The organism is Mycobacterium sp. 360MFTsu5.1 (assembly GCF_000383495.1).
GTDB classification, from domain to species: Bacteria; Actinomycetota; Actinomycetes; order Mycobacteriales; family Mycobacteriaceae; genus Mycobacterium; species Mycobacterium mucogenicum_B.
In genome coordinates, this window is the sequence record NZ_KB911470.1 from 267381 (window position 1) to 290261 (window position 22881).

Below are 22881 nucleotides of genomic sequence, written 5' to 3' on the forward strand. Positions count from 1 at the left end.
ACATGTCTGCGGATTTCATCGGTGCGGGATGGAACTTTCCCTTGAGCGTCGACGCGACCAGTCGGGTGGCGCTGGCGACCCAGGCACGAGACATCGAGCAGGCCATCGAGATCATCCTGCGTACGTCGCCGGGGGAGCGGCCGATGCGTCCCGAATTCGGTTGCCGCGTGCAGGATCACCTCTTCTCTCCGACAAACGCGGTAACGGCTGCGGCAATCGCAAGCGATGTGCGAGCCGCTCTGGTCCGGTGGGAGCCCCGTATCGATGTCGAGGACGTCCGTGTCGGATTCGATCAGGCCGAGTTGGGCACGTTCTACATCGACGTGGTCTACGTGATCCGTGGCGATAACGACGAACGTAACCTGGTCTTCCCGTTCTACGTCATTCCAGACGAGCCCAAACATGTTGCTGGCAAGGAATTTTCTTCACTGGACTCGGGAGGGCTGTGACATGCTGCAGGCGCCGAATCTGGACGATAGGACGTTTCAGGAACTGGTGGACGACGCGCGCAGGCTCGTGCGGCTGCGCTGCCCCGAGTGGTCCGATCACAATATCTCGGACCCCGGGATAACACTGATCGAAACCTTCGCGATGATGGTCGACCAGTTGATCTATCGATTGAACCGGGTTCCCGATCGTCACTACATCAAATTCCTGGACCTCCTGGGCCTCCAGTTGCGGCCGCCGGGTGCCGCTCAGGCTGAAGTGACGTTCTGGCTGGCGGCACCCCAGCCCCAGGTGGTGACGGTCCGGGCCGAGACCGAGGTGAGCACCGACCGCACCGATGTCGAAGAGCCCATTGTGTTTTCGACAACCGAGCAATTGGACATCATTCCGTGTTCCCTGGATCGGGGAAGGGTGGCGACGGTCGCGCAGGGCGCCGAGGCCATCGAGCGCCGCAATGACGGGTCGGGCCCCGCGTTCACCAGTTTTTCCGCCACTCCGGCCCCAGGCGACGCCTTGTTGATCGGGCTGAGTGACGCGGTGCCGTCGTGCGCGGTGCTCCTACGATTCGACTGCCGGGTCTCGGGCGTGGGTGTCGACCCGAACAATCCGCCGTATGTGTGGGAAGCCTGGACCGGGGGATCGACGTGGGAGCCTTGCGAAGTCGAGCGTGACGAAACCCGCGCGTTCAACCGCCCGGGCGATGTCATCCTTCATGTGCCACGAGGACATAGCCACGGCACGCCTGCCGGGATCAGCGGCCTGCCCAAAGGGTGGCTGCGGTGCCGGCTGCTCGAGAAGTCACCGCTTCGGCCGTCGTATCGGGAATCGCCTCTCATCACCTCTATCAGCGCATGCACGGTCGGTGGGACGGCCCGGATCATCCACGCGCGCGTCGTTCGTGACGAGGTCTTGGGTAATTCTGACGGCACCCCGGGACAACGTCTGGCACTGCAGGAGCAGCCGGCGTTGCCGTGGACCGGCACCGCGCTGACGGTGACCGACAGTAACGGAACCACCGAATGGCACCAGGTCGACAATTTCGCCGGAGCCGACGAATCCACCCCGTGCTTCACCATCAGTCAGGTCGGTGGCGAGGTGCAGTTCGGTCCCGCGGTCCGTGAAGGTGACGGCACGGTAAAGCAATACGGTGCCATTCCGCCGAAATCTGCGATTCTGCGGATGACCGCGTACCGGACCGGCGGCGGCAGGAAGGGCAACGTCAGTATCGGCCAGATTCGGGTACTCAAGACGAGCGTGCCCTATGTTTCGCGGGTGCAGAACCGACGGGCTGCGGTGGGTGGCGCCGACGCGGAGACCATCGACGAGGTCAAGGCCCGCGGTCCCCTGTTGTTACAGACGCGCGGGAAGGCGGTGACGGCGAAGGATTTCGAGCAACTCACTCTGCAAGTGGCGCCTGAGATCGGCCGTGCCGAGTGCCTCACCGCCACGCACGAAAGTCAGGCCGGCGTGGTGCGTGTGCTGGTGGTCCCGAACGTGGCCAGCGACGCCTTCGAGCAGGTGCGCCGTGACGACCTGAACCCGCTGCCAGATACCGTGCGGCGGGTTGCCGAATATCTCGATCAACGGCGCGTTGTCGGCACGCGGCTCGTGATCGAACCCCCGGTCTACCGTGGGCTCAAGATCGCTGTTCGGCTGAGTGCGCTGCCCGGATTCGATCGGGAACATCTGCGCGACAATGTGATTCGAGCCTTGAACCTACTGTTTCATCCCCTCAAAGGCGGGCCGGATAGACAGGGCTGGCCGTTGGGTCGGGCCGTCCAGCCCCACGAGGTATCAGCTGCCTTGGCCTGGGTTGGTGGGGTCGATCTGAGCCAGGAAGTCGACCTCAAATTGTTTGAGGCCGACACTGCCACAGGAGCGACCGCTGACGAGCCTGTACCGCGGCTGATGCTTCCGCGAAACGGCCTGGTGTTCGCGCTCAAACCGTCGTTGCGCATCTTATGAGCGGCGAGTTCCCGGCGTTGGCCACTCCGCACCCGCTCGGCGATACTTTGCCGTCGGTGTATCTGGGGGATTTCTTCGCCCAACAGCTGTGTGCTTCCTTCGATGATGTACTGGCGCCCATCTTCGCGATTCTGGATTGCTTTCCGGCGTATCTGGATGCGCGCACCGCGCCCGAGGACATGCTCGACTGGCTCGGCGGCTGGATCGGTTTGACGTTGAGCGACGAAGGCGGTCCGGAGCGCAAACGAGCGTGCATCGAGATGGGTGCTGCCGTACTGGCGGAGCGCGGTAATGCGCGAAGTATCCGCGATGCTGTCAGAGCGGCGTTCGACGTCGATGTCGAGATCGTGGAATCGGGCGCGACGACGTGGTCGGTCACCCCTGACTCTGAGCCGGGTGGGGAGCCGGTGCCTGATCTGCTGGTCTTGGTTGTCGTGGACGATCCCGGTGCCATTGACCGTCGTCGTCTCGACGAGTTGGTCGGCTCCACCAAACCTGCGCATGTGCCACATCGGATCGAAGTTGTCGCGGCGCGGCGCGGCTGATTTGGCGGAGTGATCCGGCGTAGCTCGTATGAAAGTGTCGAAAGGCCCGGTAATCCAACGAATTGCGATGGTGCAGACGGGCGCGGCGGGAAATCGGCTGGCTCTCAAGCCCCCAGATCAGCCTGGATCAGGGCGTGTTCGCGGCGAACATGGTCCGCGCCGACGCGATCGCCGGCGGCGTCATGCAGATCGGCGATCAGCAGCCACGCGGACTCATCCTCGGGGTCGAGTTCGACTGACCGTCGGGCGACTTTCATGGCAAGGTCGTTCTCGCCCAGTGCGTGGTAGTCGGCGGCGAGTGCTGCGGCGGCGGCTGCCGCACCACGCCGGTACCGGCATCGCTCGGCGTCGACATGATCGGTGGGCGGGAAGTCAATCAGCAGATCACCCGTGTAGAGACCAAGGATCTCTTCCCGTGCCGCGATTCGGCCGCCGACGTCGCCCTGCGCTGCGGTAACCGAGGCCCGCGACAGCAGCTCGTCGAACGCCACGACGTCGACCGTCGCATTGTCGGGCAACGACATTCGGTACTTCTCGCGGGTACGTTCGATGGTGATCCCGTACGGGTCCATTGCGTTCCGCACACTCGATATCGCCACTTGAAGGCGATGCGACGCAACTGAATGCGCGATGCCCGGCCACAGCACGTCTTCCAGGAATTCGCACCGGTGGTCGTGATTCGGTGCCAGGGACAACAACTGGAGGATGTTGCGTGCTTGCGGGCGCAGCGCGGCGAGGTCCAGCAGCTGACCGTCAATTATGAGTTGGAAGCTTCCGAAACACTTGATGGTCACGGATGGCGTGATGTCGGGGTCGACGGCCACGTGTCGTGGTGTTGCCAGAGCCGCGTCAACGGGGGGCGGCCCGGCGGTGTCCGTCTTCCGCGTCGCCATCATGGCCGATACCAGCCTGTGGGCGCCGCGTGCGTCCACCGCTGTGCTGTTCTCGACGATGCGACGTAGCGCGTCCTCCTCGGCCGAGCCGCGCAGGGGCAGCAATTGGCACCACAACTGCAGAAGCGGTGCTTCTAGATCGCGAAATTTTATTGCTGCCGAGTCGAATTCGTTGTCGGCGGCCGCGTACCCGCATTGTTTTCCGCTGATCGCGACAGCGACCGTGAGCAGTGCCGCCCCCCACGCGTCGCCGACTTCCTCGCAGTGGGCGATGTTGCCGCGGCAGCTTCTCGACCACCACGCCACGTTTTCCGGTGAGATGGAAGCGGCTCGGTGAAATCCGCTGGCCAGCCGGGCGATCCACGGAAGTCCCTGCTGTTCGGCCTTGGCGGCGACGTCACTGAATCTTGACTGCGTGTGTTCGGAATCGCCGATCAGCACACTGATTACTGCGAGCGCCAGCTCAGCACCGATCGCTGCCAGTGAATCACCGGTGGCTGTGTCGCAAATCGCTGTCAGAGCCGTTCGGGCACGGTCGATTTCGCCCGCAAGAACTGCTGCGAGGGCGTAGCACAGATGCGCTCGGCTGTCGTGGCCGGCTGTGGGTTCAGCAATGATCGTGAAATCCGGCGCATGCTTGACGGCTGCCCGCAGCCACGCACTCCAGTGGTTTTGTGCCGGCGACCGATCGATTCGGCTCTGACCGCCATCGCCAGGTAGCCACATGGTGACGACGCGATGCTCGTCACTACAGAGTTGGTGGAAATTGGGTTCCTCGTAAAGGCTTTGCGCGTGTTTGTACGCGTTGGCGGCGGACTCGAGAGCACCTTCTCGTACGAGTCGTCGCGCGTTCGCCAAAGCGAGCCAGGGGTCGTGGTGCCAGGTGCTCGCGGGAAGCAGATGGTCGTCGTCCATATGCGAGGCGTCGATACCGCTACCGCCGTCGCTGCCGACCAACTCGCTGAGCGCCGCCCAGTCGCCCGCTTTCGCATAGGCGCGGGCTGCCGCACGCAGATCGCCGGACGCCTCGAGAATCTGGCCGCTGCGGTGGTACAGCGCGCGGGCCTCGTCGATTCCGAAGTCCTCCACGAGGGCGAGTTCGAGATGGGTCTGGAGGATTTCGTGGTAGCGGTAGAACGAACCGCCGTCGTCGGTAGACGTGAACAGCTGGGAGTCCTCGAGCTGTTCCAGGATCCGGTGGCTTCCCTTGGTGTTCAGCAGCTCATCGCACGTTGCGCCCGAAAGTCGGCCCAATGTACAGGTTTTCACCAGGAACTCGCGACGATCCTCGGCCAGCTCGGCGAGTACGTTGCGGGTCAGGTACGAACGCACCAGTTTCGACCGACCGGCGAGGTCGAGTACTGCCTGATGGCGCTCGGCGACGGTGCGGCCCGCGGTCGACAGATGAAACAACTGGAGCCCCGCAGCCCACCCGCCGGTGCGCCGGGTCAAGGCCGCTGCAGCTTCAGGCCGAAGTGGCTGGTTGTACACCGACGCGAACAGTTCCTCGACTTCCCAAGACCGGAAGCGCAGATCGTCGCTGCCGATCTCTTGTATTGATCCTGAAACCCGCATCCGGGGAATGTTGACGCCAGGCACTCGGCGTGAACCAAAAATGAGCTGTAGACGTGGGGGACGCAAGGATACGAGGCGTTCGAGCGCTCCCTCTGCGGGAGTATCGGCTATCTCGTGCAGATCATCGAGAATCAGGGCGCCCGCCGGCCCGCTCCAGCGGTCCAGTCCGGTGAGGACGTCGGTCATCGACGTGGCGTTGGCCAACTCCGTGATCGGCGCAACAGCGCGCCGCAGGTGGGCGACGAGGCGTTCTTCGGCAGCGTCATCGGCGGTGACCCGGTACCAGCCGACCGGCATCGGTATCTGTGCGGCGACACGGGCGAGCAGTGTTGTCTTTCCGGACCCTGCTGGGGCGACAACCACATTCAGGCCTCCCGGGGCGGCGGACATGAGGGGTCGCTCGAGCCGCTCACGCATCAGCCCCCGTGCCTCAGGCGCGCGCAGCTTCTCCTGCAAGACGGAGTCGAGCATCATTTCGCGCGGTGCGTTCGCGGTACCCGGCGGGTCGTCATTGACCCGGATTGTGTGCGCCTGATGCGGTCTCGGAACTCCCATTTGTGGTCGCCGATCCGGTTCCTATGGCGAGCCGACCAACGCGTTTCGGTCATCACCGGACATCATTTCGGTGACCGCCGGGTCGCCGAAACACCAGACAGGCATTCTGCGGAATCTGTTCAACGACACGTTGAATCCTCCAAGTCCTGTCATGTCCTGCGCGTCTGAATTAGCAAATAGTGTTGTAGTTGCTAATCGCTGTCTGGCTGACGCTGCTGATGGAGACACTGGCGGTGCAGCTGGCAAACTTCGTTGTCTTGGTAGCTACTCGCGATGGCGCGCCACGACCCGATGCCTTCGCGTCGGCGATCGTGGTGCACCGTGCCATCCTTCCGCAGGTCTGTACAGGCCATGGCGAGACCATCGACCTGCCCCAACGGGCAATTATCGACGGCTCATGGCCTTGTGCGCATGGGGAGAAATTCCCCATCTTTTGCGGCTGCAGGTCGGGATGTATCGACGATGTCGGCTGCTTCTGTCGTCGCCAGGCCTGGTGGTATTCGACGAGGGCGTGCGTGCGCAGCTGGGGGTTCTGGGCATTCTGTTCAGTGCGTCCGAAGCGATGCAGCGGCGAAATACCTCGATAGGACGGACGATTCGCCCGTCCCCCCGGGGTGCGGGCGTCATCGGCATAACTGCCGTTTCATCATTTGGGACCCCGCCGAAAGTGGCAAAAGAGAGATTTCCAGGTGCTTCATCCTGCAGTATTGAATCTATAACGTCTATCATTTTTGCTATTGAAGATGCAGCAAGTGATTGCACTTCAAGGCGAAGTTGGTGAGATAGGGGTGTCGCTCGGTCTGGTTCGCCCATAATCAGGCTGACGCGGCTGAGCTCTGGGCGGTACGACGGAGGATGGCGAATGGCGGCTCCGAGGCGTGTGGGCACTCTGTCGGTGGTGGTCGGTGCTGTCGTTACGGCCGCCGGCGTGGCCGCGTGCACCCAGCCGATGCCCCCACCACCGCCGAAGACAACGTCCACGTCGAGCACGACCACGACCACCACCACGACGACAACGACAACTACGACCACTACGACGAGCGCCACCAGCAGCCCCTCTGCGAGCCCGTCGGGATCCTCGGCGGCGAACGGCGGCGGCGCGGCGGGCGGAGCTGGCGGTGCTTCGGCGGCCAAGGTGACTGTGGGTGACAGTCCGCTGCCCGCGACCGGCCCGGTGCAATGCACCGACGAGCCAAATGGTTTCCGCACCATCAAGGTTGGCCCGGACCCGGGCTATACCGCTCAGGTTGCACCAGATGAGAACGTCACCGTCGTAAGGGTTGACCTGGGCGTTGTCGAAGGCGTGCCCTTGCAGGTCCAGAACGATGGCAGCACGGTGCCGGCACAAGCGCGAAAATCCGGCAATACCTACAGCATCGTCGGCATGGCGCAGGGGATCGATCCGTCGACCAAGCAGGTGGTGAAGAAGGACTTCAAGTTCGAGGCGACGTGTCCATGAGCAGGCATCGACCGGCAGCGGATGGTGAGTTTTGTGGCCGGCGCTAGCGGTGCAGCAACGCAGCCGTCGGCCGTGGCCGACCGTGTTGATGCCTCTCGCGCGGACTTGCTTGCTCAAATTGGCGTTTTGCTGGCCGATGTTGCAGAGCAGTTCGACGGTCCCGCAAACGACCGGATAGACGCCATGGCGCGACGTTTGACGCAGCCGCTGAGGATCGCAGTCGCCGGCCGAACCAACGCGGGTAAATCCACCTTGGTGAACGCGCTGATCGGAGCCCGAGTGGCGCCGACGCGTGCCACCGAATGCACACGGGTGCTCACCTGGTATCAGTACGGGGCCAACCAGGCTCGGGTCATTCGCCGCGACGGCGCCGCGATCCCGATATATACCGGGCCGCAGGGCGAGCTGCCCGACGAGCTCGGTGTGCCGCTCGACGAGATCGACCGGCTGGAGGTGTCGCTGTCGTATGCGCCGCTGCGGCGCGTGATCGTGATCGACACCCCTGGGCTATCCGGCGATGACGGTCTCGCCGACCAAACCGAACGTCTGCTCGCATCCGGCGAGATCGACGTGATGGTGTTCGTCCTCGGTGAGATCGTGCACGCCGACGAAGCGAAGATCATCAACGACTTCTACGCCAAGAATCGCATCGCGTTCGACTTCCCGAATGCCATGGGCATCCTGAGCCGTGCCGACCAATACGGTGACGGCGACGATCCGTGGCCTCTCGCTGTCGCGACTGCCACCCGGCACGCTGCTGATCTGGCGGCCGTCCTGGCCGGAGTTCTGCCCGTCATGGGCAAGATCGCCGAGACCACCGAAACCGGCGCATTCGATGAGTCACAGTCTGATTCGATCCGGACGCTGGCCGGCATCGACGAGACCGAACTGGAGATGGCCCTGATGTGGGCCGGCGCATTCGAGACCATTGATGCCCTGCCACCAGGGGCCGCGCGGGTGCTGCTGGACCGCCTCGATCTTTTCGGAATTCGGATGCTGACGGAGACCGCCGACGCGGCGACGTCAGCGGCCGCAATGCATGGCAAGTTGCGGTCGGTATCGGGCATCGCGTCGTTGTGGCGCCGCCTCAACGTGCTGTACGTGCGTCCCGCGGCGGTCCTCAAAGCGACCCGGACACTGGCTGAGTTGGAGCGATCGCTCACTACGGCAGCGATGGCCAAACCTCAGCGGCAAGCGGTGCGGCAGCGGATTCAACAGCTGCGCGACCACCCCGCAATGCACACGTTGGCCGAACTTCGGTGTCTGGCTGCGCTGTACTCGGGCCGGTGTACGTTGCCGGACAGTCACACCATGCAGACGGTGCTGAACCTGTGGGAGGAGAAGGAACCGGCCGCGCGCCTCGGCGCGCCGCCCGATACGTCTCGTGAGCGCCTGGCCGGGATGGCGATGGACGCCAGCAGATGGTGGCGCGCCTATGCCAACACCTCCTCGAATGCGCTTGTGCGCCAGCTCGCGGACACTGCGCACTGGTCGACATACCAGTTGAGTACCGAACTGCGTGCGCAATCATGACTGCACCCACCGATTTGGATTTGGCAGCGCTGCGAGAGTCGCTGAAAACACTCTTGCCCGACGTCGGTGCCGGCGCGGCGCTGCAGCGGCTCTCGGGACATGCGGGAGCATCTGCCGGCACTCGCGCCAACATCGTGGTGGTCGGCGAACCCAGTACCGGCAAGACCTCGATGATCAATGCCCTCCTCGGGCGTGCTGACCTGCTGCCGGCCAGTCCCACAGCGGCCTACATCGCCATCGGCGGCGACCGAAACCCTTCTGTGCGGGCCAGTTACGCCGACGGCCGAACGATCAGTGGTGACGAGACGCACCTGGCGATGCTGCTGGGCGAGGGCGGCAATGAGCGCCCCGAACGGGTAGAACTCATGGTGGCCGACCCACGGCTGTCCGGGTTGACATTGTTCGACACGCCCGGCGTCGGAGGAATCGACTCGGCCCTGGCTCAATTGACCCTCACCGCAGTGCAGCAAGCGACGGCCTTGGTATTCGTCTGCTCTGCTGCGGCGAAAATCTCTATCGCTGAACGAAAATTCCTGGCAGAAGCGGCAACCCGCATCGATCAGATCGTCTTCGTGCTGTCCAAGATCGATAAATATGCGGACTGGGAGCAGGTGCTCGCCGAAAACGTCGAAACGATCCGTGGAGATTTCCATCGATTCCCGGCGGACCGTTTCGACGATGTGGTGTTCGTTCCCATCAGCTCCCGACTGGCGAATGTGGCTGCCGCCCGCGGCAATCTGACCCTTGCTCGCGTCAGCGGGATAGAAGAGCTCTGGAATCAGGTGTTCAAGATTTCGGCGATGCACCATCAGTTGGAAGAACTGAACACCTTGCGGGAGATCGCCACCGCCATCGCCGACGCTGAAACCATTCTGGCGGAACGCAAACGCACGCTGGAATCGGCGCCAGAAGACGACGAGGCACTCACCGCGATAACCCGTCAGATCGCCGAACTCACCGAGGCCAACTCGGCATGGCGGATGCAGTTGTCGAAGCAGATCGACATGGCGCGCGACGAGGCGCGCACCCGACTACGGCGTCGGGTGAGCCAGTTGCGTGATCGCTACGACGCCAAGATGAAGGACAAGATCAAGCCGAACATGATCCCGGAGATCGAAACGGCGATCGTGTCCGACCTCTGCGCGTTGCAGGACGAGATCGACGGCGCAGTGCGGGAGTACATCACCGAGATCACGCGTCACCTGCTCGCTGGAATTGTCGGCAGTGAGGACGCCTTGATGACGTTGGCCGACCAGCTGCCGGCCAGGGGAGAGACGGCCGCGGAGTTTCTTCGGGAGCGAACGGGGCCGCCTCAGGACCCGTCAGCAACGATGATGGGCCTGACAACGGCGATGATGGGCACCAATACCGCGCGCATGTTGATCACGCCCGGCTTGGCGGCGGCTCTTCACGTGGCGGGGGCTGGAATCATCGCGGTGGGCGTCGGCGCCGTCGCCGCGTTGCCGGTCGGTGTGGTGTGGTGGCGGCTGCAGAAAAAGTTTCGCGAAAGAGCGGGCGACGTCGTCAGCTTGCGCGCGTGGATAAATGAATGCCTCAGCAGCGCAAATACTGAAATTTCTCTTGATCTGGACCGAATTTTCCGACAAGCTTCCTATACCCTCCAGGAAACTATCGCGAGTGCCATGTCCGATGCTCTGCAGGCTGCAACGGAAGCCCGGAAAGATCTGGGCCGGGCGCGAGACCGCGCGGCCGCAGACCTGCTCCGCCTCAACAAGGTCAAAGCTCAACTGGACCCACTCCGAGAAGCATCTCGCATCCGCCGTGCGGCGCTGCTGGCCGGTCCGACGTCCGGAGCTGGTTGAAATGGCTGATCGCTTGTCCGGTATTGCTATTGCGCGCTTGATCATCATGACGTTCACATATGTCGAAGAGGTGCGGTGATGACCGAATTCATGGATTCGCACGACATACACCTCGGAGATGTTCACGACGGGTCGGCGACTGCCGACATTCACTATGCCGACCTGAACCACACAGATGATTGGAATGCCGGTGCGCAGGAGGCCTTATTGGACTTGCCGTTGCAGCACGCTGGCTCCTCGCACCCGGGACTCGTACACGGCGACCCCACGATAATCAGCGATGACTGGTTCCTCCAGCGCAGCAGCGGATACTGTGTGCCGGCCTCGCTGACCGAAGTGCTGTCACAGGTCACCGGGCACCGCTTCCTCGACGAGTCGGTCGTGGTCGAGCGGTTCGCTGCAATAGGAAAACCCGTTACGGCGCACGGTGAAAGTCTCTCTGATGCGGTGAAAGTACTCGACTCTTTCGGGGTACCGTCACATGTCTCGTCGAACGCAAGCATGTCCGATCTCGAGCACTATTTGGATGATGGTCGGGCCCTCATCGTCGGTGTCGACGCGGACGAGCTCTGGAACGGGCACGACGCCGATGCCCATCCCGCCGGGCGCGCCAACCACGCTCTGCTGATAACCGGAATCGACGACTCGCGCCACCTTGTCACGCTTTCAGACCCTGGTAACCCCGACGGCAGTGACGAAGTCGTGCCCCTTGATGTGTTCAAACAAGCGTGGGCAGCGGGCGACAATCAACTACTGGTCACCGATCAGCCGGTGACGCACCATGGCGTCACGACTCCCGGTCCGGTTGTCGTTCCCGTCGCGCTCAATGCCCATGTGTCCGCGACGGATGTGTTCCTCGCTGCCCGACGCGGAGACGGTGGTGGTACCAGTGATACGCATGTGGTACGACATGGTGAAACCTTGTCGAGCATCGCACAACGCGTTTACGGGGACCCCGATGCGTACACCAAAATTGCTGCCGCAAATGGGATTACCGACCCGGACGTCATCGTCGACGGTCAGGTACTCACCATTCCCGACGTGGCCGGTGCCGGGGCATCGAGTACGTCGGCCACGGTCTCACCGGATGGTCGATTCGCGTCGGCCATGGACCATGCAAAGGGGTCATCGGCGGCCCCGTCCACTGCCGGCCGGCCTGGCGATGGCCTCAGTCAATTCGCCGGTGCCACAAGCGGTCCCGAACAGGTAGCCGCGCCCCAGGCGTCAGTCGCGGGCGCGGATTCGGGTGTTGTTGTCGAGCCGGTGGTGCCTCAGAGTACGTCCGGAACGACGAACCAGTCAGCCTCGTCGGCAGTTTCGACGACTCCGGCGGACGAGGGGGCGAATGCGGGTGTCGTTGTCGAACCGGTGTCACCCCACCATGGGTCCGGACCGGCAAGCCAGTCAACCGTGTCTCCGGCCTCCTCGACGCCGGCAGCGGGCCCGAATCCGTCAGTTGTTGTCGAGCCGGTCGGCCCTGACTCCGGGACTGCATCGGCGAATCGGTCGGATGCGTCCTCGTCCGCTGCGGACGTCGGCAGTCACCACAGCAAGTCAGCCGGTGGCGCGGTCAATCCCGAAACTGCTGTCGCATCCGCAGCAGCAGCGACGGGCGGTGCCGACGCCCCAGCGGCGGCTGCGGCGCCGTCCCGCGGAGCAGTGTCGCACCCCGCTCAGCCTCACCCGGAGCCATCGCCGTCGCAGCATTCGCCGGTACCGTCTCAGGATTCAGGCGCACCTGATGACCAGGCCGAACCGGCAGACCCGGTTGCTGCGAAACCGTCAGCGCTGGCGGACACGGCCGTGCACGAGCCGCCGCAACAGTGGCACGCCAACTGGAAAGCCATGGCGCAGAAGGAATCCAGTGGAAATTGGTCGATCAACTCCGGCAATGGGTTCTACGGCGGTCTGCAGTTCACGCAGTCCACCTGGGAGGAGAGCGGCGGATTGAAATTCGCGCCACGAGCCGATCTCGCCACGCCGCACCAGCAGATGTTGATAGCTGAGCAGACTCTGAAGAATCAAGGTCCGGGGGCGTGGCCCAACACCTTCGTCCCGGGAACGACGACTGACGTGCCGCCTCCCGCCAGTCATCCTGCCGCCGATGCGGCCAAGTCGGTCCCGCACCCGGTTGGGGACGGTGTGGCAGACGCTGCGAAAATTGCGACCGATCCGCCCGCCAGTGCCCCGTCGCCTCCCGAAAGTGCAGTCGTTCAACATAATTCGAGTGCGGTGTCAGCTGCGATCAACATGGCGCACTCGATGGCCGGCAAGCCCTATATCTGGGGCGGACATGGCGAGGGCGGGGCAGACTGTTCAGGTTTGGTGTCGATGGTCGTCAACGCGTTCACCGGTGCCGCGCCGAGTCAGAGCCGGATGGCTACCCCCAATGAAGGCAGTTGGTTGCAGGCACGCGGAGCGATCATCGTGAACAGCCCTTCCGAGGTGCCGCCCGGCACCCTTGCGGTGGGTTGGAATGACCACCACACTACGGGCACCCTGCCGGATGGAACCAGCTTCGAAGCCGCCACCGAAGGTGTGCCGATCAAGGTCGGAGCCGGTGCTACGCCGTGGAATCACAAGCAGTTCACGCAGTGGGCCTACTTCCCGTCGAGTGCCATGGGGCCGCAGCCTGCGCCCGAGCCGCCTCCTGGTCCCGATGCCCCGCCACCCCCGCCGCCGGGCGCAGAACCTCCGCCACCGCCGGGTATGGATGCGCCGCCGCCACCGGGCGCAGAACCTCCGCCACCGCCGGGTATGGATGCGCCGCCTGAACCGCCCGGCCCGCCTCCGTCTGAACCGCCCGGCCCGCCTCCGCCGGATCCGCCAGGCCAGGACGCGCCGCTGCCGCCGCCAGAACCTGTTGCGCCGCAATAGTTTGGCTGAGTGTGCGCGCCAGTGCCGCACACTCAATTCATGTATCCACGCTTGCCGTCAGGATTCTCCCAGGGACAGGAACGGAATATGACCTATCACGATGACTTTCCCAGCTCCGGAGAAGCCGAGTATCTCGGTGGTCCGAGTGAGGCGGTAGCGTGGTCCGACGCCACTCGAGCGGCACCTGCAAGCCAGCTCCCGCTGGATGAACCGCCGCCTGCGGCGATCCCTTGGCAAGAACCGGCAAAGCGGCCTGCCCGCATTTCGACTGCGACCTTGGTGATCGGATTGGGTGTGGTCGGCGCGGTCATCTTGCTCGTTGCCATCGTGTGGGCGATGTTCACCCAGCAGGATTCCTCCAACGGTGCCGATCCCTTCGCCGGGTCGTCAAGGCCTCGGCCCACTTCAACGGTGGCGAGTTCCGACTCTGAGCCGGGCATGGACACCCCGGTTGCCGTGGCCGATCCGGACGGTGCCGGTCAACGGTGTGCGGATGGCTTCCACGTGAAGGGCCACAACGGATTCGGCACTCGTTCACTTCGGGGTTCCAAAGAGACGTCATGTGTCTTCACCGGCAGAGTGCTTGAAGCGTATTGGGAGCAGGTGGGGGCGCCCACCAAGGAGCCCAAGCGAATCACCGCTGAGGGTACGGTGCCCTGCAGTTCCACGGGAGGTGAGTGCAAAGGCGAAATCTATGTGATGACATGCGGCGCTCAGGACGGTGAGTCGTGGATAACCTGCGTCGGCGGCAAAAATGCCCGCGTCTTCATCTATTGAGCTGACGCTCTGTCTGCGGCGCGGTCTTCTGTCCCGATCGGTTGCAAAGTTGCGGGTGCTCGGTGCTCTGGGCGCTTGGTGTGCCGTGGTCTGTTCCAGCGCCTGTGCTCTTCCTCAACTTGGTAGCGGCGGATCCATGAACTCGGCAACCTCGTTGCCGAGCGTATCCATCGCGCCCGCTGCGGCCGATGGGTTGGTGGAATCGTTTGCAGCGCTCACTCAGTCGGTGAAGGCAGATGCAGGGCTGGCCATCGGGCCTACGGGTGCCGCGGTCGATGCTCAAGTGTTCGGGCACTGGACCTCCGGGCCGGCGTGGTCAACATCGAAAGTCCCCGTTGTGATGGCCGCGATGCGGGACCAGCACGTCGCTACGCCCACGACGACCATGCGCGAGGCAATCATCGCCTCCGACAACGATGCTGCCGAGCAAATCTGGGATGGTCTCGGTGACCCCGTTGCCGCCGCACAGAAAGTTGACGCAATATTGCGCGAGTCGGGTGACCCGACGGTAGTCCCAGCCCGCCGAACCAGGCCTGAGTACACCGCATTTGGCCAGACCGTCTGGCCTCTGGTTGAACAGGAACATTTCCTGGCACGGGCAGCGTGCGATCCGCGCAATGCGTCGGTACTGGACCTCATGGGACACGTCGAGATCAGCCAGCAGTGGGGCTTGGGAACAATCCCGGGCGCCGCGTTCAAAGGCGGGTGGGGCCCATCGCCGGTCGGGAAGTACCTGGTACGTCAGTTCGGCATCATCAGAATGCCTGCAGGCTCATTGACGGTCGCTATTGCCGCCGAGCCGGCCACGGGTTCATTCGACGATGGTGTGGCCGCGCTCAACGCGATCGCGAAATGGATCGCAACGAACCTTCGGCAGTGGCCTGTCGGGCAGTGCTGATCAAAGATCTCGATAAACGGTCCACGAGCCGGGGGTGCCCAGACACATCATCGGTTCACCATCGGTTGATTGCGCGAGTTGGCCGTTGTCCGGGCACCCGGTTCCCAGTGTTCGGACGCCGATCACCGGCGCGCTCAATCCGTACGATGGCGATGGACTCGGCAGGCACGCGAGCGTCTGACCGTCGTGCGTGATTCCGAACACGAATGTCTCTGTGTTCGTACAGGGTTGGCCTGGCATCGCTTGAGTCAGACCGGGCAGATCGGGCGGTGTCGACGTTCCGGCCAGTGCCGTGTTCCGCCGGGTGGCCGCCGCGTAATCGCTGGCTGCGTCGTACACGCCGTTGGACTGCAGTAGCGGCTGAAACGTCGGGCAGTTGCTGTTGACCGCGCCCGCCAAGATGTACTCGGCTTCGGCGCGAGTGAACGGCCGCGCGGCGCCTCTACTGCTGTCGTCAATTATGGCCGCCAGTTCGGTTGCGACAGCATCCCTGTCCGCAGCAGCGGCAAGTCCACTGCACACCGCTTGTGCGGAACGGCCTACGTAGTCGTCAGCTTCGCTGAGCGCATCCGCGTGCGCTGCGGGCACGAGAGCGGAAGCTGTCGCTGCGGCCAAACAGAGCGCATTCAACGCTGGTTTCAGCTGCATTCCGAACTCCCCAAAACCTGTGGCCAGACGGATGTCGATCATCCCACAACGTGGTCATATGCATAGTGACTGTGGCGGTTTGCAGTCCGCCCTGCGGGAAGTCGACGTCTATTTGCCGAACCTGCTCAGGAAAACCGCCGGAACCACCGTCACAGCGGTGACCCGCTTGTTAGCGTTTCTGTTGCCGGATTGGAGGTGGCCTCCACGTTGGTGGGCTGTGCAGATCGGTACTAGCCACCTACACGACGTAACCTGAAAGTCCGCTTTGACTCCGAGGAGCGTTATGGCAGCGGCCCGCCCTGCGCCGGCGTCGTCTGCAGCCGCCTGGGTCCTGGCAGTGGATTTCGGGACGACTGCGACAGCCGCTGCGGTGCGCGGACCCGACGGCACAATATCGGGGTTGGTGTTGGCAGACGGCGCGGCGACTATGCCATCTTCGGTCTTTGCCGGTGCGTCCGGGCTGTTGGTGGGTAAGCGCGCCGACAGGGCTGCGGCAGACGAGCCAGACCGTTACGAACCGACACCGAAGCGGTGTGTCGGCCGTCGGAGCGTCTTGTTGGGCGACAATGAATTTCGGCCGGCCGATCTGATCGCGGCGGTGTATGAGGCGATCATCGGAGAAGCAGTACGTCAGCACAACAACACGCCTCCGGCTACCTTGGTCCTCACGCACCCGGTTGCCTGGACGGACGCGCGACTTGCTGTGCTCGGCGATGCGGTGGACATTGCTGCCGGCGGATTGGGCATCGAATTGCCCGAGCCTGTTTTCCTTCCTGAACCCGTTGCAGCAGCTGCGCACTACGCACGACCGACTTCGGGTCGCCATGATGAGGACGTCACCAGCCTCATACCCGTTGGCGGTGAGGAATTCCTGGTTGTCTATGACCTGGGCGGCGGAACCTTCGATGCGACCGTGCTCCGGCATGAGGGCTCGGAGTTCGAGGTGCTCGCCTCTGGAGGGATCGATCCGCTCGGGGGATTCGACCTCGACAGTCGATTGCTGAACTACCTCGGCACTCGGCACTGCGAGCCTGTCGCGGCGGATCTGTGGCGGACATATTCGGCTCCCGAGCCGTTCGATCACGCGGCCGGTGCGCGGCGCCGTGCACTCGAAATCGGTGTCCGTCAACTCCGAGAAGACCTTTCTGCGCAGAACCAGCAAACCATCCGTATGCCCGGACTGGCTGAAGAGGTGCTGGTCACTCGCAATGAGTTGGAATCGGTCATCCGTGCGGACATCGAGGCAACCATCGAGGAACTCCGCGCGACGGTCGACCGTGCCGGGCTGACGATGGATCAGGTGGCGTGTGTGTACCGGATCGGTGGCGCCGCCCGCACGCCATTGGTGGGTTCGTTGCTCGACCAACTACACCGCCCGGTTCGCGTGGTGGATCATCCCAAGACTGTTGTCTGCCTTGGCGCCGCCGCCCCGGACTCTCGGGACCAGCCGCCGCCTTTGGCCACGCTGGCGACGGTTGAAGTTGAGGTACCGCGTCCGGCGCCAAGGCCGGAGCCGCCGCCACGCCCTGGATGGCGCCCGACGGTTCCCGATTGGGCGGTGGGTAGGAAGGCATCACACCAGACTGTTGCCGAAGGCGGGCCGGCCCCGGTTCATTCGAACGGCACACTTGCGCCGCCCTCGGCGCCACGTACCGATCCATACCCGACTCCTACGGTGGGGCCGATCGACGTCGGCGCAACCGCGCCGGTCCAGTACGTCGCCCCAATTCAGGGTCTGGTAGGCGGACAGATCGTCTCGATTCCGCTGGGCGGACCGGGGCAACAGGCGCCGCCTGCAGGTAAAAGCTATCCGTCGCCGCGCATTCCCTACATCATCGCCGGGGTGTTGGCCGTGTTGGCCGTTGTGTTCGCGGTCGTCGCGGAGGACGTCTCTGCGCATGGCGTCGGCTTTCAGCCAGGCACGCTCATCGTCGCCGGCGTTGACCCGGCTACTGGTCAAACACCAGTGGTTGATCTGACTCAGCCGGTCCCTATCGCGGTACCGCATCCCGACGGTGACGCGGTCGTAATGGAACTTGATGTCCTTGGCGTGCGACTGTTGCGGCGAGTCGAGCGACTGTCCCCGGGTGGGACGGTAGCGATGCCGCCGCCGGTCCACCCCCTTGTGCTGGCCGGGAAGCTCACCGGCATCGTCACCGTCATACGAGGAGATGTGCCAACTGCTACATATCGCTTCACATTTCAGACTCGACAGCCGGCGTATACAACAGCTTTCGCGATCTCTACGTTAGTGGTCGGATTGTTTGCTCTGGGGTTTCTCGAGTCCGGCTTACGCGCATTGCGACAGGCCCGACGCCGCGCGGGGGCGTTCGTCACGGTGGTCATCAGCGCCGCGTCGCTAGCGGTCGTCGGCCTTACCGCCGCATGGATTCTGACCGGCCGTCTACCGTCGACCGAGGCGCTACTCGGATCGACGGAACTGGCTGCTGCCTCCGGAGTTGCGCTGTCGATCGCGGTCGGCCGGGCTGGGCGGGCCAAACGAGGACGGAGGCGGTAGGTCAACTCGACACGTCGCCACGAATTTGTTGTGACGTGCCACGATGGAAACAGGGCGAACGATCGAGCGGTGTACCGATGAACGGTAGCGACAGGGCGTTGGGGCGCGTGGTCGCGCTGATCGTGCTGCTCTTCGTCGTTTCCCTGGCACTGCGCGGCTATCTGCCCGGCAGCGGTCACCCGCACCCCGACAAGCCGGCAAGCAGCACCGCGAGCCAGGTTGGCATCGACACGGTGCTCGTCGTCTCGGTGCTCATCGTCGCGATCGCCTTCATCGCATCACGCCGACGTCCGAGGACGGCCGGCGCGTCGGCGACCTTCCAGTTGCTGGGATCGTTCGACGGCAAGCTCACCTGGAAGCCCGTAGGCCGTCTGCTGCTGATCGGGGGCGGGGTGTTCCTGGCCTGGCTGGTGATCCTTCTCCTGCTGTCACATCTGCAGTTGCTGCAACTACCAGCTCTGCCCTTCGCGGAACCCCCGCAGAACAGAGCGCCGATCAACCCGGTGCCCTCACCGCCGCCGTCACCGGCACCGACACAGCCGCCGGCAGTACCTCGGCAACAAGAGCCCAGCGTCTTCGGTTACCTGCTCGCGGCGACCGTGATGATGCTGCTGCTGTGGGCTATCGGCGGTGTCCTGGTCCGCAGAGGCCGGCGCGGTTCCGAGCCGCAGCTGCCGGTAGCTGGCGGCGCGGAACCGGTAGTGGGGGAGTCGACACCGGAATCCCTCACGCGGGCAGCGGAATTCGGCCTTGCCGAGATCGGCGACCGCAGCCGCGGGCCCCGCGAGTCCATCATCGCCTGCTATGCCGCGATGGAGCGTGCCCTCGCGGACGCTCCGGGCGCCGCACCGCAGGACTCGGACACGCCATCTGAAGTACTCGCCCGGGCCGTCGAACACCATGCGCTGCACGCGGGCAGCGCGACCGAGCTGGTCACCTTGTTCGCCGAGGCGCGTTTCAGCCCGCACGTCATGACCGAGCGCCATCGTGAGATCGCCGCCGGGGCGCTGCTCCGGGTGCTCGACGAGCTGCGGAGCCTGACATGAAGAGGCTTGGGATCGTGGGGATCACGTTGGTGATAGGGGCAGAGCTGCTCATGCTGATCCTCGGAGATCGCCGAGCGGTTGGGTGGGTCTCCGCGGCTGTGGCGGTGCTCGTGCTGTGGGCTGTCCGGCGCCGGCTGGTCGACCGCGGACCGCGATTCGTCGAACCGGCGGTGAACGACGCGGAAGAGTCGTTGCGGGACTGGATCGTTCGCACCGAAACGCTGATCCAGTGGTCGGAGACGACGCGAGGTGACTGGGATCAACACCTACGGCCCACGTTGGCACGGGAGTTCTTCATGGCGACCGGTCCGCAGCAGGCCAGGGATCCGGCCGCGATGCAAGCGACCGGGCGGATGGTGTTCGGGGATCAGTTGTGGCAGTGGGTGGATCCGCACGATGTCCGCCGGTCCAGCCGTGGCGAGCCGGGACCGGGCCGGGCCACGCTCGATGAAATCCTGCACCGATTGGAGCGGCTATGACGATGCCGGCAGAGCTGACGACAGCCCATTCCGAGGCGGTGCTCGACGAGATCGAGCGCGTGGTGGTGGGGAAGCGAGCCGCGCTGACCCTCATCCTGACCGCCGTGCTCGCGGGTGGCCACGTGCTCATCGAGGACCTCCCGGGACTGGGGAAGACGTTGATCGCCAAGTCTTTTGCGCGAGCATTGGGCCTGGCCTTCACCCGTGTGCAATTCACCCCGGACCTGCTGCCCGCCGATCTGCTCGGCTCGACCATCTACGACATGCAGTCCGGCCGGTTCGAGTTCCGGCGCGGGCCGATCTTCACCAACCTGCTGCTGGGCGACGAGATCAACCGGACGCCGCCGAAGACCCAGGCCGCGCTGCTGGAGGCCATGGCGGAAAGTCAGGTGAGCATCGACGGCGAAACTCACCGGCTGCCCGCGCCGTTCATCGTTCTCGCCACGGACAACCCCATCGAGTACGAGGGCACCTACCCGCTGCCGGAGGCACAGCTCGACAGATTCGCGGTCCGAGTCGAACTGAAGTACCTGTCCGGTGCCGACGAAACGGTGATGCTGCGCCGCCGTCTCGAACGTGGTTCCGCCGAACCGATGGTGAAACAGATTGTCGATGCCCATGATCTGCTTGCCATGCGCGAGTCGGTCGAGCAGGTGACGGTGCATGACGACGTCCTGCACTACGTGGTGTCACTGGCGGCGGCCAGTCGCAGTCACCCACAGGTGGTCGTCGGCGCCAGCCCCCGGGCCGAGCTCGATCTCGTGCAACTCGCCCGTGCGCGTGCGCTGCTTTTCGGCCGGGATTACGTGATTCCCGAGGACGTCAAAGCGCTTGCCATTCCGGTGATTTCGCACCGGATCAGTCTCAAGCCGGAGATGTGGGTACGCAGCGTCCACGGCAGCGACATCGTGGCACAGCTGCTGCAACGTCTGCCCGTGCCGCGGACGCGCGGTGGGCCGTCGTGACGAGTGCGACCGAACCCCGCGAAGTCGAATTGCGTTGGTGCGCATCCTCGCTCACGAAGGCCATCGCCACCTGCACCGGCATCGCCCTCGCCGTGGCCGTGCTCGGCCCGCGGTGGCAGCTCATCGCCTTCGCGGCGCCGCTGCTCGGTGTGCTGTGCTCGATCAGCTGGCAGCGCCCGTCCGCCAAGGTGTACGTACAGGGGCGGCCCGGCCTCACCCGGTGCTTCGAGAACGACAAGACGGAGCTGACGGTCTGGGTGACGACGGACGCGCCGACCATCGCGGCCGAAGTGACGGTGTCCGTCGAATCAGGAATGGACATCGAGGTTCTCGAGGGCAGCGCCGCACCGCGGCAGAGCGTCTCGGTGCGGGCCGAGCGCTGGGGCCGATATCCGATCCGGGCCAGGGTCGACGCGGTGGCGGGCGGGGGACTACTGGCCGGGGCGGGCACCGTCGAAGCCGCCGAAGTCTTCGTCTTTCCCGTTGCACCGCCTCAATCGACACCGATACCGCGCATCGAATTGCCCGACCGGCTCGGCACGCACCTCACCCGCCACGTCGGACCGGGCGTCGAGTACGCGGACGTCCGTGCCTACCTGCCCGGCGACCAGCTGCGCACCATCAACTGGCCGGTGAGCGCCCGCCGGGGCCGGCTTCACGTCACCGAACGGTTGACCCACCGCGCCGCGGACGTGGTCGTGCTCATCGATACGAGCATGCAGCCTCTCGGACCGGCGTCCGCCGCCATGGAGCGAGTCGTGCTCGGCGCCGCGCAAGTGGTGCAGAGCGCGCTGCGGAACGGTGACCGCGCCGGCATCGTCGCGCTCGGTAGCGCGCGGCCGCGGTGGATCGGCGCCGACATCGGCCAGCGCCAGTTCTACCGCGTGCTCGATGCCGCGATGTGCGTGGGGCGTGAATACGAAACGACGACAGGCACATTGGCGCCGCGCGCGGCCGTGCCGCCCGGTGCGATCGTGTTCGCCTTCTCGACGTTGCTCGACACCGCATTCGCATTGGCGCTCACCGAGTTGCGCAACCGCCGGCACACCGTGGTGGCCGTCGACGTGCTGGAAGGGCCGCCGTTCGACGGCGAGCACGATGCGACGCTGGCCCGCATGTGGGCGCTGCAGCGTCATGCCATGTATCGCGACATGGGGATCGTCGGCGTCGACGTCGTACCGTGGCCGTCGACTGCCACGCTGGACCAGGCGCTGCGGTTGATGCCGGCGCGCCGACGGGCCGCGAGGCGGTGACGCGATGACGACCGACGCGGCAACCCGGTTGGGTCAGCCTGGTGCCCGGACGCTTTCGACCGGCTTCGGCGTCCTCATGGTCGCGGTGGCCGGTATTCAGGCCCACGGCACGGCCGTCATCGTCGCCGTTGCGGCACTGGCGACGGTGGCTACCGGCCTGGCGTTCCGGGCGGCGGCGACGGGGGCTGTACTGCTCACGGTGGTGGTACTGGCTCTGTCCGACTCGCCGGCGCTGGTCGCGACACTATCGGGACTGTCCGCGGCCGCGTACCTGCTGTTGCGACATGCGGCGGGCGCCGGGGTGGTCACGATGACCAGGCCGACACTGCTTGGCATGCTTGGTTTTACACTCATGGGCGTCGTCGCCACCGCGGTGAATCTGGACCTGCCGTGGCTGCCGCTGCTGGCGCCGCCGGCGGTGGTCGCGCTCTACTGGCTGGCGTTGGCTCCGCACACCGAGTCCAACCGCCGGAATCGAGTGTCTGATCTCAATACTGTTGCACCGTAAGCACATCGCACCGATATTGCTCAGCTGCCGTACGCACCATACGACGGTCACCATGAATCTCTGCGAGGTGACGCCGATCCGGCGTAGTGTGGGGTAATCGGCGGTATCTCGCATACG

The 22881-nt window shown here is 64.5% G+C and carries 18 protein-coding genes; 16 read left to right on the top strand and 2 right to left on the bottom strand.

Annotated elements, in window-relative coordinates:
• Positions 1–2 precede the first annotated feature (2 nt).
• From H289_RS31055 to H289_RS0122225, 3 genes are read left to right on the top strand one after another with little or no spacing between them, the layout of a single operon-like run.
• On the top strand, positions 3–449 hold the full coding sequence (locus H289_RS31055) for a GPW/gp25 family protein (protein ID WP_020103035.1): 447 nt from the start codon (positions 3–5) through the stop codon (positions 447–449).
• A 1-nt stretch (position 450) separates the two neighbouring features.
• Complete coding sequence (locus H289_RS0122220; RefSeq protein WP_020103036.1) at positions 451–2412, top strand: putative baseplate assembly protein; 1962 nt, start codon at positions 451–453, stop codon at positions 2410–2412.
• Complete coding sequence (locus H289_RS0122225; RefSeq protein ID WP_020103037.1) at positions 2409–2957, top strand: phage tail protein; 549 nt, start codon at positions 2409–2411, stop codon at positions 2955–2957. The genes H289_RS0122220 and H289_RS0122225 overlap by 4 nt, the downstream gene beginning before the upstream one ends.
• Positions 2958–3061: 104 nt before the next feature.
• Here the strand turns inward: H289_RS0122225 and H289_RS31060 are convergent, their stop codons facing one another.
• Positions 3062–5611 carry an AfsR/SARP family transcriptional regulator gene (locus H289_RS31060; protein ID WP_196810060.1) on the bottom strand — a complete coding sequence of 850 codons (2550 nt, stop codon included), beginning with the start codon at positions 5609–5611 and terminating at the stop codon, positions 3062–3064.
• Between the two features lie 1305 nt (positions 5612–6916).
• On the opposite strand from H289_RS31060, the gene H289_RS33480 reads away from it, so the two are divergent.
• From H289_RS33480 to H289_RS0122280, 7 genes are all read left to right on the top strand, one after another.
• The gene (locus tag H289_RS33480) at positions 6917–7129 is read left to right on the top strand and encodes a hypothetical protein (RefSeq protein ID WP_020103039.1); all 213 of its coding nucleotides are present in this window, start codon (positions 6917–6919) and stop codon (positions 7127–7129) included.
• On the top strand, positions 7122–7439 hold the full coding sequence (locus tag H289_RS33485; protein WP_020103040.1) for a lipoprotein LpqH: 318 nt from the start codon (positions 7122–7124) through the stop codon (positions 7437–7439). Before H289_RS33480 ends, H289_RS33485 begins: the two co-directional genes overlap by 8 nt.
• A 183-nt stretch (positions 7440–7622) precedes the next feature.
• Positions 7623–8972 carry a GTPase gene (locus tag H289_RS0122255; protein WP_020103041.1) on the top strand — a complete coding sequence of 450 codons (1350 nt, stop codon included), beginning with the start codon at positions 7623–7625 and terminating at the stop codon, positions 8970–8972.
• On the top strand, positions 8969–10795 hold the full coding sequence (locus H289_RS0122260; RefSeq protein ID WP_020103042.1) for a dynamin family protein: 1827 nt from the start codon (positions 8969–8971) through the stop codon (positions 10793–10795). The genes H289_RS0122255 and H289_RS0122260 overlap by 4 nt, the downstream gene beginning before the upstream one ends.
• Positions 10796–10873: 78 nt before the next feature.
• Positions 10874–13672, top strand: a complete 2799-nt coding sequence (locus tag H289_RS34045) for a transglycosylase family protein (RefSeq protein ID WP_196810061.1) — start codon at positions 10874–10876, stop codon at positions 13670–13672.
• A gap of 87 nt (positions 13673–13759) precedes the next feature.
• On the top strand, positions 13760–14449 hold the full coding sequence (locus H289_RS0122275) for a hypothetical protein (RefSeq protein ID WP_155944221.1): 690 nt from the start codon (positions 13760–13762) through the stop codon (positions 14447–14449).
• 136 nt (positions 14450–14585) lie between these two features.
• On the top strand, positions 14586–15347 hold the full coding sequence (locus H289_RS0122280; protein WP_029105593.1) for a serine hydrolase: 762 nt from the start codon (positions 14586–14588) through the stop codon (positions 15345–15347).
• On the opposite strand, the gene H289_RS33170 is transcribed toward H289_RS0122280, so the two are convergent.
• Positions 15348–16037: a hypothetical protein gene (locus H289_RS33170; RefSeq protein ID WP_155944222.1), complete on the bottom strand. Its 690-nt coding sequence runs from the start codon at positions 16035–16037 to the stop codon at positions 15348–15350.
• 514 nt (positions 16038–16551) lie between these two features.
• Here H289_RS33170 and H289_RS32000 point away from each other — a divergent pair.
• The 6 genes from H289_RS32000 (at position 16552) to H289_RS0122315 (ending at position 22764) form a co-directional block, all read left to right on the top strand.
• A complete protein-coding gene (locus H289_RS32000) occupies positions 16552–18513 on the top strand; it encodes an Hsp70 family protein (RefSeq protein ID WP_196810062.1) in 1962 nt (653 codons plus the stop codon).
• Positions 18514–18590: 77 nt separating this feature from the next.
• On the top strand, positions 18591–19559 hold the full coding sequence (locus tag H289_RS0122295) for a DUF4129 domain-containing protein (protein ID WP_029105594.1): 969 nt from the start codon (positions 18591–18593) through the stop codon (positions 19557–19559).
• A complete protein-coding gene (locus H289_RS0122300; protein ID WP_020103051.1) occupies positions 19556–20038 on the top strand; it encodes a hypothetical protein in 483 nt (160 codons plus the stop codon). Before H289_RS0122295 ends, H289_RS0122300 begins: the two co-directional genes overlap by 4 nt.
• Entirely contained in the window at positions 20035–21003 is a 969-nt protein-coding gene (locus tag H289_RS0122305; protein ID WP_020103052.1) for an AAA family ATPase, read from the top strand. Before H289_RS0122300 ends, H289_RS0122305 begins: the two co-directional genes overlap by 4 nt.
• Positions 21000–22256, top strand: a complete 1257-nt coding sequence (locus H289_RS0122310) for a DUF58 domain-containing protein (RefSeq protein WP_020103053.1) — start codon at positions 21000–21002, stop codon at positions 22254–22256. The genes H289_RS0122305 and H289_RS0122310 overlap by 4 nt, the downstream gene beginning before the upstream one ends.
• A 4-nt stretch (positions 22257–22260) precedes the next feature.
• Positions 22261–22764, top strand: a complete 504-nt coding sequence (locus tag H289_RS0122315; RefSeq protein WP_020103054.1) for a hypothetical protein — start codon at positions 22261–22263, stop codon at positions 22762–22764.
• Positions 22765–22881: the final 117 nt, after the last annotated feature.

Bases quoted from the DNA above. Each gene is read 5' to 3' on its own strand.
- H289_RS31055 (WP_020103035.1), top strand. From the start codon at position 3: ATGTCTGCGGATTTCATCGGTGCGGGATGGAACTTTCCCTTGAGCGTC.
- H289_RS0122220 (WP_020103036.1), top strand. From the start codon at position 451: ATGCTGCAGGCGCCGAATCTGGACGATAGGACGTTTCAGGAACTGGTG.
- H289_RS0122225 (WP_020103037.1), top strand. From the start codon at position 2,409: ATGAGCGGCGAGTTCCCGGCGTTGGCCACTCCGCACCCGCTCGGCGAT.
- H289_RS31060 (WP_196810060.1), bottom strand. From the start codon at position 5,611: ATGACCGACGTCCTCACCGGACTGGACCGCTGGAGCGGGCCGGCGGGC.
- H289_RS0122255 (WP_020103041.1), top strand. From the start codon at position 7,623: ATGGCGCGACGTTTGACGCAGCCGCTGAGGATCGCAGTCGCCGGCCGA.
- H289_RS0122260 (WP_020103042.1), top strand. From the start codon at position 8,969: ATGACTGCACCCACCGATTTGGATTTGGCAGCGCTGCGAGAGTCGCTG.
- H289_RS34045 (WP_196810061.1), top strand. From the start codon at position 10,874: ATGACCGAATTCATGGATTCGCACGACATACACCTCGGAGATGTTCAC.
- H289_RS0122275 (WP_155944221.1), top strand. From the start codon at position 13,760: ATGACCTATCACGATGACTTTCCCAGCTCCGGAGAAGCCGAGTATCTC.
- H289_RS0122280 (WP_029105593.1), top strand. From the start codon at position 14,586: ATGAACTCGGCAACCTCGTTGCCGAGCGTATCCATCGCGCCCGCTGCG.
- H289_RS33170 (WP_155944222.1), bottom strand. From the start codon at position 16,037: ATGATCGACATCCGTCTGGCCACAGGTTTTGGGGAGTTCGGAATGCAG.
- H289_RS0122295 (WP_029105594.1), top strand. From the start codon at position 18,591: ATGAACGGTAGCGACAGGGCGTTGGGGCGCGTGGTCGCGCTGATCGTG.
- H289_RS0122300 (WP_020103051.1), top strand. From the start codon at position 19,556: ATGAAGAGGCTTGGGATCGTGGGGATCACGTTGGTGATAGGGGCAGAG.
- H289_RS0122305 (WP_020103052.1), top strand. From the start codon at position 20,035: ATGACGATGCCGGCAGAGCTGACGACAGCCCATTCCGAGGCGGTGCTC.
- H289_RS0122315 (WP_020103054.1), top strand. From the start codon at position 22,261: ATGACGACCGACGCGGCAACCCGGTTGGGTCAGCCTGGTGCCCGGACG.